Below are 10,809 nucleotides of genomic sequence, written 5' to 3'. Positions count from 1 at the left end.
CGTTTCGCCCGGCTCCAGCAGGTTGGCGTTCTCCGTGCCGAGCGACCAGTTCAGGTGCTTGCCGCTGCCGTTGACGCCCGCGAAGGGCTTCTCGTGCAGCAGGCAGGCCAGGCCGTAGTTCCGCGCCACCTTGCGCAGCGTGATCATCATCAGCTGCTGGTGGTCGGCGGCCAGGTTGGCGTTCTCGTAGATGGGCGCCATCTCGAACTGCCCGGGCGCCACCTCGTTGTGCCGCGTCTTCACGGGGACGCCCAGCCGGTACAGCTCGCGCTCCACCTCCATCATGAACGCCAAAACGCGGTCGGGAATGCTGCCGAAGTAGTGGTCTTCGAGCTCCTGTCCGCGCGGCGGCTTGGCCCCGAACAGCGTGCGCCCGGTGGTCACCAGGTCCGGCCGGCGGTAGAAGAACTCCTGGTCGATCAGGAAGAACTCCTGCTCCGGCCCGCAGGTGGCCGTCACCTTGTCTGACGTGGCGCCGAACAGGGCCAGCGAGCGTTTGGCCTGCACCGCCAGCGCCGACATCGACCGCAGCAGCGGGATCTTGGTGTCGAGCGCGTCGCCCGTCCACGACAGGAATGCCGTGGGAATGCTGAGATAGCACCCGGCCGGGGTCGACACGATGAACGCGGGCGAGGTGGGGTCCCACGCGGTGTAGCCGCGCGCCTCGAAGGTGGCGCGCAGGCCGCCCGAGGGGAACGACGACGCGTCGGGCTCGCCCTGGATCAGCTCCTTGCCGTTGAACTCGGCGACGGCGCCGCCACCCTCGTTGGGGGTGATGAAGCTGTCGTGCTTTTCGGCGGTGCTGCCGGTCAGCGGCTGGAACCAGTGGGTGAAGTGCGATGCGCCCTTTTCCAGCGCCCACTCCTTCATGGCCAGCGCCACGGCGTCGGCCACGGACGGGTCCAGCGGCTCGCCGTGGTCCACCGTGCGGCAGAGAGCCTTGTAGATCTGCTTCGGGAGCCGCGCGCGCATCTCCGCCAGCCCGAAGGTGTTGCTGCCGAAGAGGCTTTCGATGTCCATCGGCTCGGAGGTGCCGTTGCCGTTGCGGCTGTCGGCGCCCCATCCCGTGGCGGCGGCCAGGGTGTCGAACCGGGCGGAGGTCCTGGGCATGGCTTCTGTTCCTTGCAAGGGTTTGAGTGCTGTGTCGCGTCCGTCGGGGCCGCTGCCCCGCCCTGGAATTCAGCCTGCGTCGCCCGTGGGGCGTGGGCCCAGCCGCAGGTCGCTGGTTTCCTTGATCGTCGAAAGCACGATGCTGGTGGTGGTCCACTGCACACCCGGCCACGCCTGGATCTCGGCCAGCAGCCCCTCGAGCGTGGAGGTGCTGTCGGTGCGAATCTTCAGCAGGTGCGAGCCCTGGCCCGTAATGCTGTGGCACTCCAGCACTTCGCCGTGGGCCATCACTCGCTCCCGGAACTCCGCATAGTGGGGCGAGCCCGCCATCCCCACGGCGATGAACGCGGTCACGTCGCGCCCCAGCCGCTTGGGATCCACCACGACGGTGAACCGGCGGATGATCCCGCGCTCCTCGAGCTTCCTCACCCGCTCGCCCACCGCCGGCGACGAAAGCCCCACCGCCTGCGCCAGGTCGTGCTGCGAGGTGCGCCCGTTCTCCTGCAGCATCTCCAGCAGCCGCAGATCGATCTCATCCAGACGAGTGGGCCCGTTCACTTTACTTTCTTAAGTTGATCAGCCAGCCAGGATAATTTTCGCAACGATAGTCTGCCGCGGCGGTTTACGCAAGAGGCGTGACACGGCGAGCGGGGCCCGGCCGCGCTGGGGCGAATGAATTCGCGGCAACGACGGCCCGAAGTCCGCCTTCGCGGACTGCAGGCGCAGCCGAGTGCGCGAGGCGGAGCCAAGGCGCGATTCAGGTCTCCCCCTCCCCTGCGAAGCGGGGGATGGGGGCCGGGGGGAGGGGGCGCCCGCGGCATGCAAGGCACCCCGTCGAACCCCGCCTGAAGTTCCCCCCTCTACGCACGTTGTTTGTGCGGGGAGGGGCCGGGGGAGGGGCCCACACGAACGAATCCCCCGCGCCGATGCTTTGGCGCGGGGGATTTCGTCTTCAGGGTCGATGTCGGCAGCCCTCTGGCTCAGGGGCCTGTCATCCGCTCAGCGCGCGACGTCCTGGCGGCGCAGGAAGTTGTTTACCTGCGTGAAGAACTCCGTCGGCTGCTCGAGCCAGGGGAAGTGCCCCGCCTGCTGGATCACGCTGAAGCGGGCGCCGGGGATCTCGTCGGCGTAGGTCTTCGTGCTCTGGAACGGGATGGGGTCGGCGGCGCCGTGGATGACGAGCGCGGGCGCCTGCACCGTCTGCAGCATCGGGCGCAGGTCGAAGTCCGGGCCCAGCGACGCGCGGCCCACCACCATCGTAAACAGCAGCGCGTTGGCCGCGGCCGCCGGGACGTCGCACCAGCTGCCCTTCAGGTTCGCCATGTTGGCGGCGTCATGGAAGTACGCGGGGAACCAGATGCTGAGCAGCTCCTCGCAGGCCGCGGCGGGGTCCGGCGACTGCCCGCCCGCCAGCTCGCCGAACAGCTCTCCCTGGCGCTGCAGCGCGGCCGCCGGGGTGCGGGCGATGCGCTCCGCCTCGAACTGCGCGTCGTAGTGGGCCTGCACCGGGCCGGGCGTCACCATCACCAGCCGGTCGACGTTGGCCGGGTACTGCGCCGCGTACATCGGCGCGACCATGGCGCCCCACGAGTGGCCGACCAGGCCCAGCTTTCCGATGCCGAAGTGCTGCCGGACCGCTTCCACATCCGCCACGTGCTGCTGGATGCCCATCTGCGCCGGATCCGAGAGCAGCGTGGACCGGCCGGCCCCGCGCGAATCGTAGAAGATTACGGTGCGGCCGTGCGCCAGCGGCGCCAGGTCACGGTCCAGGTAGCCCAGCGACAGCCCGGGCCCGCCGGAGATCACCACCGCCGTGTCGGGGCCGCTGCCGTACACGCGGTAGAACAGCTGGACGCCGCCCGCCCCGGGCAGGTATCCCTCGGCGGTCTTGGGCGCATCGTACGAAGCCGTCAGCGGGGCGGACGTGCCGGCGGAGGTGGTGGGAGCGTCGTCGCACGCAGCGGCGGCAAGGGGAAGCAGCAGGGCGAGAGTGCGGATCTTCATGGCGATCACCCGGTGTCGGGAGGTTTTTGGATGTTTTTCCGTGCCCGGCACTGCGCCGCGGCACGGCTCCCATCCAAGGCACGGACGAGGCCGGGGGCGGCACGGCGTGCCTCCATCCTCCTAAGTGATTGCCGAAAAGCGGCTTGCCTCGTGAACCGGGATTTCGCGAAAGCCGCCGGGCCCGCGGCATCTCCGACCCAGCGGGGAACGCCTGCCACAGCACGGCTTATCTACCGTTCCGCCAAGAGGTTGGCTCAATGGGTCAGGTGACCCGGGTGCGGCGGATACAGGAGACGAAAAAGCGCCCCTCCGGAGACTCGGAGGGGCGCTGATGGATCGATCGCGGAGAAGGCCTACCGCAGGCCCGCCTGGATGCTCGACGCGAGCTTTCCGTTCTGGAAGGTGGTGATCAGCGTGGAGCCCAGCGCCTCGCCCGGCCAGGTGATGGAGAACGACACCTGGCCCATCAGGCTGGTGAAGCTGACCGGAATGCCGGGCCCGAGAACCTGCATCACCTCCTGCATCGTCATTCCCTCCCGCAGCTGGCCGTAGGTGGCCAGGGTGGCCGGCCGCACCTCGTAAGGGGGCTTCAGCGACATCTGCGTGACGCTGATTACCGCGTCGTTCTGCAGCGTCACCATGATCGAACTCATGTCGTCGCCCATCCACTGGTACGAAACCGTTGTGTAGCCCCCGGCCTGGGCGCGGCTCAGCTCGCGGCCCGCGCGGCCGATCACCCGCGCCACGTCGGCCCCCGTCATCCCGGGCTTGAGCGCCACGAAGGCATTGAAGGTCACGCCGAGGGATGTGGGCTGCTGCGGCGCGGCCGGGGCTGGCGAGGCGGCCTGCTGGGCGGCGGCCGGCGCGGCGAGGGCGGCGGACAGCGTGAGGACGGCAACACGAAGGAGAGTGCGCATCAGGAGGTCTACCGTGCGAGTGGATGGGACCGACGTGCGGCTGCCCCGCGGCGCGCGGCGGCGCGGACGGGGCAGATGCTTGGGCAAGTCTCTTAATCTACAACGACTTAGAGGAAACTTCCAGCCTCCCCCTCAGTGCTCGTAGCGGCCCGCTTCGATCACCTCGCGAATGGCGCCGAGGTCCCGGCCGTGCACGCCGATGGCCAGCATCAGCTCGATGCGCGCCTGCTGCCCGGTCATGTGGTCGGCGAAGATGGCGCCCATCTCCCGCAGCATGTGGCCGCCGCCGGGATAGGCATAGGTATCCAGCACCCGCCCTCGCAGCGACCGCGAGGTGATGACCATCGGCCGTCCCGCGTCTGCCCAGCGCTGCATGCCGGGCATTACCTCCGGCGGCACGTTCCCCCGCCCCAGCGCCTCCAGCACGATGCCCTGCGCCCCGCTTTGCAGGCTGGCCTCCAGCAGCCGCGAGTCCGCCCCCGCCACGATCTTCACCAGGTCCACCGGCGTGGCGGGTGCGGAGGGCGCCAGCGGCGGCTTGCGGCGCGACTCGCGGTAGAAAAGGACGCGGCCCTTGTCGGTGACGCCCAACGGCCCCCAGTTGGGCGAGCGGAAGGTGCCCGCCGCCTCGGTGTGGGTCTTCACCACCTCGGCGCCCTGCACGATCTCGTCGTCCATCACCACCATCGTGCCGCGGCCGCCGGCTTCCGGCGCCGCCGCCACCTCGATGGCCGCCATCAGGTTGGCGGGCCCGTCCCACGACAGTTCCGACGAATTGCGCATGGCCCCCGTGATGACGACAGGATGCCCGGACGCGATGGACCGGTCCAGCAGGTACGCCGTTTCCTCGATGGTGTCCGTGCCGTGCGTGACCACCACGCCGTCGTAGCCCTCGTCGAGCGCGGCGAGCACGGCGGCCCGCATCTCCCACATGCGCCCGATGGTCACGTGCGGCCCCGGCAGGCGCCCGAACTCCCGCACATCCACCTGCGCCACCTCCTGCACGCCGGGGATGGACTCCAGGATCTCGCGCCCGCTCAGCCGGGGGACGGCGCCGCCGCGCTCGCGGTCCACCTGCATGGAGATGGTGCCGCCCGTAGCCAGCAGCAGCACGCGGGGCCTAGCCACAGAGCACGCTCCCGCCGTTGACGTTCAGCACCTCGCCCGTCACGTGGCGCGCGAGGGTGGAGCAGAGGAAGACGATGGGGCCGGCCACGTCTTCGGCGCTGGCCACGCGGCCCAGGGGAATGCCTGCCTCGATGGGGCCACGCCGTTCCGCCAGCGGCCGCTCGATCATCTCCGTGTCGATCCACCCCGGCGCCACGCAGTTCACCGTCACGTCGCGCTCGGCCAGCTCCACCGCCACGGACTTGGTGAACGAGATCAGCGCGCCCTTGCTGGCGGCGTAGTCGGCGTGGAACGCCTCGCCGCGCTGGCCCGCCGTGGACGAGACGATGACGATGCGGCCGCCGTCGGTCACGAAGCGGGCGGCGAGCCGCACCGTCTGAAAGACGGAGGTCAGGTTCGCGGTGATGGTGCGCTCCCACTGCGCATCGGCCATGCCGGCCAGCGGCACGTCGTCGGGCACCCAGATGCCCGCGTTGGCCACGAACACGTCCACGCCCCCAAGCTCCACCAGGCAGCGTTCGAACAGCATCTCCGCGCCCCAGGGCGTGCTCACGTCGGCGGCCTGCGCAAAGGCGCGCACGCCCAGGTCGCGCGCCAGCCCCACCACCTCGTTGGCCTCGGCCTCGCGCGTGGCGTAGCCCACGCCTACGTCTGCGCCGGCGCGCGCCAGCATCAGCGCCGTGGCGCGCCCCACGCCCCGCGACGCGCCCGACACCAGCGCGCGGCGCCCTCTGAGCCCCAGCATCAGGCGGTTGTCCACTTTCCCCCCAGTTCCTCGGCGTGGTGCCGCTCGGTGTCCAGGATTTCTCCGATCAGCGCGCGGGTCGCATCGTCCATCCCCGTCTTCAGCAGCTGCTCGTAGCGAAGCACTTCGGCTTCTTCGCGTGCGCGGGCCGCGGCTTCCCACGCCTCCATCCCCGCCGTCTCGGCGGAGAGGTGGTCCAGGTCGGCGAGGCCGGCTCCCAATTCCAGCAGGCGTGCCGTCAGGCGGGAAAGGTGGTGCTGCTCGTCGGCGTGCAGCTCGTTGCAGCGCTGGCTGAGGTCGGCGTCGCCGCGGTCTTCGGCCTGCGCAGCCAGCCCGCGGTAGAAAAGCGCCTGCTCCTTCTCGGCCGCGCGCGCTTCGTGGAGGGCTTGGATGAGGTTCAAAACTGGTCCGGGCTGTGGCGGGTAAAGATGCACGTTCTGGACGGTTCTGGTGCTAGATTTCAGGCGTCCGTTACGACCGCCGCCTGAACCCGCACCAAACTCGCAGATCGGCCGGGATTATGCAATTTGAAGAGGAATACGCGATCATGGGACCCATCCGCGGGACGGTAACGATCGCGCGGGGTCACGGGATCCGACAACTCGCCAACCTGCGGTCGAAATACGGCCCGGGTCGATGGCGCAAGTGCAAGGGATTCGCTACCGTTCTGGTGTTGCGGACGGGAGACGTCGTAGAGGCCGAGCTACACTGGTACGAAGCGAACGGGATCGGACGGCGCGACTTCAAGATGAAACGGGAGCCGTGGTATGAGTGAACAGCCCAACACCAAGTCCCAATTCGTGGTCTGCATCCGGAACGACGGATACGAGGTGGACCTCGAACTCGGCGCGTCGTACGAAATGCTTCCCGATCCGCGGTGGGAGGCCAGGGGATTCGTTCGCGTAATCGACGGCTCCGGCGAGGACTACGTGTATCCGCAGCGGTACTTCGCCCTCCCTGAGCCTGCGCAGCACGCAACAGGCGGCGACCCACGTAGCATGTTCGTCGCAACGGAGCCGTCGCAGGCTGCGCCGGGCGAGATGCGTCGCGCGTCCTGAACCGCAGGTCAACCGCCAGAGCGTTTGGAAGATTTGCAACTCCAGCGCGGCCCATTCGGACGATGCGTGCAGAACGCGGGATACGAGGTAGACCTCCGGGTAGGGTGTGTCTACCAACTCCTGCCCGATCCGGTGGGCGAGCGCCGCGGTTTCCTGCGAGTGATCGACGAGACCGGGGAAGACTTCATGTTTCCAAAGCGATGCTTCCTGCTCCTCGAACCGGCGCACGCCGCCGAGAGCACGGTCTCGGCGTCATCCTGACCGCGAGAGGACGTGAATGTACGATCAGCAGACAGCGCACGGCCGGTTCGTGCAATGCGTGCGCATCGACGGACACGAGGTTTCTCTGGAACTACACCGTTGGTACGAGGTGCTCCCTGACCCCGAGTGGGAAAGCCGGGGATGCATACGTGTTATCGACGAGTCCGGTGAGGACTACGTCTACCATCCGCGGTACTTCGCGGATGCTGAACCTGCGCAGCCGGCGCAAGTGAACGCGATCCCGCGAGACTCCTAATCGCCTCTCTGCATCTGCCGGCTCCGTTCTGACGCACATGCCGGATTCGACTACAACCAGCGGCAGGCTCGCCGATATGACCGGGGAGCCGCGCGGCTCGGTGCGCGGAAAGCTCGCGTCGATATCCCGTGCGGGCAACAGCGCGCGGATCCTTCTCTGGGCAGCGCTGGTGTGCCTTCCGGTGCTCGCCGCGCCGTGGATCAGCCGCGCGCTCCACCCGCGCCCGAAGGACTTCAACTCCGACCTGGCCATCCCCGTGCTGATGATCCGCGCGCGGGAATGGAGCCTGTTCGACGTCTACTACTGGGGCCAGGACCGGCTGGGCACGTGGCACCTGCTGCTGCTGCGGGCGGCCAGCCGGGTCTCGGGGCACGCCTTCGACTATCCGGACCTGCACCTCGTGGGCACCGCCTGGGTGCTGATGGCGGCCGTGGTGATGGCGCGCCTCGCGGGTGTCTGGGGGTGGGCGGCGGGCGGACTGCTGGCCGCCGTGCTCGTGGGCAACTCCGACTCCCGCGTCCCCCTCTTCGACGCGGCGCACCCCTACGCCTGGCAGATTACCGCCCTTCTGCTCGCCTGGTGGGGGCTCCGACGCCTGGGTGATCGGCCGGACCGTGACGAGCGCGGTCGGTGGCGGTTGCGCGCCGCAACCGCCGGTGCCGTGTTCCTGGCCCAGTGGACGTCGCCGCTGAGCGCCCAGATGCTCCTGATGGTTGCGGGGGTCGAGGCCGTCCGGGCGCACGCGCTGGATGCGGAGCCGAGCCGCTCCCTGCCTGGGAGGCTGGCGGAGGGCGGGCTCGTCGTGGTGGCGGGGATGATTGCCGCGCGGCTGCTCCGCGCCGCAATCGACCTCTACTGCCCCGCCCGGGTCGGGGGGTACTTCCGGACAGGCGTGTTGATCGATCACGGGCGCCTGGCGGACAACGCGTGGCGCGTCTGGTCACGGCTGGCTGCATCTGCCTCCATGCCCCTGCTGGTGGTGGCGACCGGCGGCGCGCTCGCCGCCGCAGTCGTGCTCTGGCGTGCGCGCGGCGGGCGGTCGCTCGCGTGGCGGGTGGAGGGCGCGGCGCTGGTGATGGCCTGTTGGCTGATGGCCGCCGTCCAGGTGCCGGTGTTCTTTCTGATGCGCCACGTGCGCATGAACGAGTTCCACGTGCGCTACTTCTCGCTCGTCTTCGTCTTCGGGACGCTGGCGGGGCTGATCACGCTGGTGTGGCTGGCCGCGAGCCTTCCCCGCGTCTCGCGCCGGTGGCGGGAAGTGCTGGCCGTAGCGGGAGCCGCAGGGCTGGCCATCGGCCTGCTGCGGGTCCCGGCATCGGCGCCGGCGTACCCGCAGGGGCTGGCGAACGTCGCCGCCCGTCTGGAGAAGCGGGCGCCCGGGGCGCCGCTCCTGGGCGGCTACTGGAGCACGTACGTCTTTGCGGCGCTGCAGCGGCCCGGCACCATGCTCCACCCGGTGCCGTGCGAAGGGCGGCAGGTCCGCACTCCCTGGTGGGCCGACGAGCTCCCCCGGCGCCGCTGGGTGATCGTGGTGGGAAACACGTGGGAGTGCCCCGACGCCGGCTCGCGCGCCGACCCCGCGCCCTGGGTCTACCAGCACGGGGCACTGCTGCGGCTGGTCCGCGGGAACCTGGAGCGCGGCGCCGACGTCAGCTTCGCGCTGTACGAGAACGTCACCGCGCGCGCGGTGGCCCACACCGCGCAGCCCGCGGCCGCCACGTGGCGCTACTGCGAGGCGGGCGCGACACTGCGGATGAGCTTTCCCGCGCGCGGCGAGGCGCTGGTGATGGTCGCCCGCGTGGCGCGCTCGCCGGCCGCGACCCTGCTGGCCGCGCCCGTCTTCGCGGACGGCAGGGTGGGACGGCCCGTGCCCATGGCCATGACGGGGCGCCTGCACCGCGCGGAACTGCGGGCGATTGGGGCGCCGCTGGTGGGCGCGCGCATCACCGTGCAGCGCGTCGACCCGTTGAAGGCGCGGCAGACGTGCATCGCGGCGAACACCCTCCTCGTAAGCCCGGACTCCTCAACGGCGCGTTGACCTACCGAGGGGGGCGCCGCGCGGAGTTCTCTTCCCCGAGGTCATGGCGCCGACCGAAATCTCGCCGGACGAAACGAAGGGGCCGGCTCCATGGCGTGGAGCCGGCCCCTCCTGTCTGCATTCGAAATCCCCCGGCGCTACCGCAGCGACTGAAGCAGCAGAGTCAGGCGGGCATCATCCAGCCGAGCGCCCCTGCGGCGCCCATGCGGTCCGCCAAGGCGGCAAGCCCGTCCGGGTCAACCTCTGCCTGGGCTTCCAACGCGTGGGTGAAGAGCGCGTCGGCCGCCAGCAGGGGAAGCGCTTCTTCACGGCTTTCCCCACGCAGCCGGGCGTAGAGTGCCAGCGCTGCCGCCGCCAGCGCGTCCGGCACCGGGAGCGCGGCGTCTGCGGGGAGCACGGCGACCATCGTCTCGAGCAGCGCGGGGGGCGCACCCCGCAGCCGCGCGCGAATCCACTCCTCCGCCGGATTCACGCGGGAGCGCCGGCCAGCAGCCCTTCCACGATCTCCTGAACCTTCTCCATGGCGCCGGGCACGCGCGAGGGGTCGCCCACGCCGGCCTGCGCCATGTGCGGCTTGCCCCCGCCCTTGCCACCGGCCAGGGCCGCCACCTCACGAACGACTGCATCGGCCCGGATGCCGCGCCGAATCAGGTCGTCCGTGACCACCACGACGATCATCGGCTTTCCGCCCTCGGTTTCGGCAAGCACGGCGACACCGCTCCCCAGGCGCTCGCGGAGAACGTCGCCCAGCGCCTTCATCTCGTCGACGCTGCCGAATGCTCCGCTGGAAGCCACGACCCGCACGCCCTCCAGCGACGCGGCCGACGCCAGGAGCGTGGACACCACGTCGCCGCCGCCGGAGGTGCGCGCCTTTTCCAGCTGCTTCTGCAGGTCGCGCCCCTGCTCCAGCACCTGCTGAATGCGGGGCAGAAGGTTCTCTTCGCGCGTCTTGAGCAGGGTGGCGGCCTCACGCAGGGTGCGCTCGTCGCGGCGCACCCGCTCGAACGCCTCGCGCCCCGTCACCGCCTCGATGCGCCGCACCCCCGCCGCCACGCCGCTTTCCGAGAGGATTCGGAAGAGGCCGATCTGCCCCGTCGTCCGCACGTGGGTGCCGCCGCACAATTCCATCGACACGCCGGGGATTTCCACCACCCGCACCACGTCGCCGTACTTTTCGCTGAACAGGGCCATGGCGCCGCGGGCGATGGCGTCGGGATACGCCATCTGGTTGGAGCAGACGTCGTAGTTGGCCCAGACCGCCTCGTTCACCATCCCCTCGACGGTGGAAACCT

At 70.0% G+C, this 10,809-nt stretch carries 11 protein-coding genes; 2 read left to right on the top strand and 9 right to left on the bottom strand.

Going from position 1 to position 10,809, the window contains the following annotated elements; translation table 11 throughout:
• The 7 genes from VIB55_RS10260 to VIB55_RS10230 all read right to left on the bottom strand — a co-directional run.
• On the bottom strand, positions 1-1,110 hold a 1,110-nt coding region (locus tag VIB55_RS10260), incomplete at its 3' end, for a glutamine synthetase III (protein WP_331876565.1).
• Positions 1,111-1,179: 69 nt separating this feature from the next.
• Entirely contained in the window at positions 1,180-1,668 is a 489-nt protein-coding gene (locus VIB55_RS10255) for an Lrp/AsnC family transcriptional regulator (protein WP_331876564.1), read from the bottom strand.
• A 441-nt stretch (positions 1,669-2,109) separates the two neighbouring features.
• Entirely contained in the window at positions 2,110-3,114 is a 1,005-nt protein-coding gene (locus VIB55_RS10250) for an alpha/beta hydrolase (protein ID WP_331876563.1), read from the bottom strand.
• A gap of 353 nt (positions 3,115-3,467) precedes the next feature.
• Positions 3,468-4,031, bottom strand: coding sequence for a hypothetical protein (locus tag VIB55_RS10245; RefSeq protein WP_331876562.1), 564 nt, complete (start codon positions 4,029-4,031; stop codon positions 3,468-3,470).
• Positions 4,032-4,163: 132 nt separating this feature from the next.
• Positions 4,164-5,159, bottom strand: a complete 996-nt coding sequence (locus tag VIB55_RS10240; RefSeq protein WP_331876561.1) for an asparaginase — start codon at positions 5,157-5,159, stop codon at positions 4,164-4,166.
• A complete protein-coding gene (locus VIB55_RS10235) occupies positions 5,152-5,904 on the bottom strand; it encodes an SDR family NAD(P)-dependent oxidoreductase (protein ID WP_331876560.1) in 753 nt (250 codons plus the stop codon). Before VIB55_RS10235 ends, VIB55_RS10240 begins: the two co-directional genes overlap by 8 nt.
• Positions 5,904-6,305: a hypothetical protein gene (locus tag VIB55_RS10230; protein ID WP_331876559.1), complete on the bottom strand. Its 402-nt coding sequence runs from the start codon at positions 6,303-6,305 to the stop codon at positions 5,904-5,906. Before VIB55_RS10230 ends, VIB55_RS10235 begins: the two co-directional genes overlap by 1 nt.
• Positions 6,306-6,671: 366 nt before the next feature.
• Between VIB55_RS10230 and VIB55_RS10225 the strand changes: the two genes are divergently transcribed.
• Together VIB55_RS10225 and VIB55_RS10220 are read left to right on the top strand one after the other, a co-directional pair.
• Positions 6,672-6,962 carry a hypothetical protein gene (locus VIB55_RS10225; RefSeq protein ID WP_331876558.1) on the top strand — a complete coding sequence of 97 codons (291 nt, stop codon included), beginning with the start codon at positions 6,672-6,674 and terminating at the stop codon, positions 6,960-6,962.
• 593 nt (positions 6,963-7,555) lie between these two features.
• On the top strand, positions 7,556-9,517 hold the full coding sequence (locus tag VIB55_RS10220) for a hypothetical protein (protein WP_331876557.1): 1,962 nt from the start codon (positions 7,556-7,558) through the stop codon (positions 9,515-9,517).
• 163 nt (positions 9,518-9,680) lie between these two features.
• Here the strand turns inward: VIB55_RS10220 and VIB55_RS10215 are convergent, their stop codons facing one another.
• Positions 9,681-9,989 (bottom strand): hypothetical protein, encoded by a 309-nt coding sequence (locus VIB55_RS10215; protein WP_331876556.1) that lies wholly within the window; start codon positions 9,987-9,989, stop codon positions 9,681-9,683.
• Positions 9,986-10,809 (bottom strand): DHHA1 domain-containing protein (locus tag VIB55_RS10210; protein WP_331876555.1); only part of this gene is annotated, 824 nt, incomplete at its 5' end. The genes VIB55_RS10215 and VIB55_RS10210, both read right to left, overlap by 4 nt.

The organism is Longimicrobium sp. (assembly GCF_036554565.1).
In the GTDB taxonomy this organism is placed as follows: Bacteria; Gemmatimonadota; Gemmatimonadetes; order Longimicrobiales; family Longimicrobiaceae; genus Longimicrobium.
The sequence above is the reverse complement of the archived record's forward strand: the minus strand, read 5'-3'. Positions and strand labels throughout refer to the sequence as shown.

Bases quoted from the DNA above. Each gene is read 5' to 3' on its own strand.
- VIB55_RS10235 (WP_331876560.1), bottom strand. From the start codon at position 5,904: ATGCTGGGGCTCAGAGGGCGCCGCGCGCTGGTGTCGGGCGCGTCGCGG.
- VIB55_RS10245 (WP_331876562.1), bottom strand. From the start codon at position 4,031: ATGCGCACTCTCCTTCGTGTTGCCGTCCTCACGCTGTCCGCCGCCCTC.
- VIB55_RS10250 (WP_331876563.1), bottom strand. From the start codon at position 3,114: ATGAAGATCCGCACTCTCGCCCTGCTGCTTCCCCTTGCCGCCGCTGCG.
- VIB55_RS10220 (WP_331876557.1), top strand. From the start codon at position 7,556: ATGACCGGGGAGCCGCGCGGCTCGGTGCGCGGAAAGCTCGCGTCGATA.
- VIB55_RS10225 (WP_331876558.1), top strand. From the start codon at position 6,672: ATGAGTGAACAGCCCAACACCAAGTCCCAATTCGTGGTCTGCATCCGG.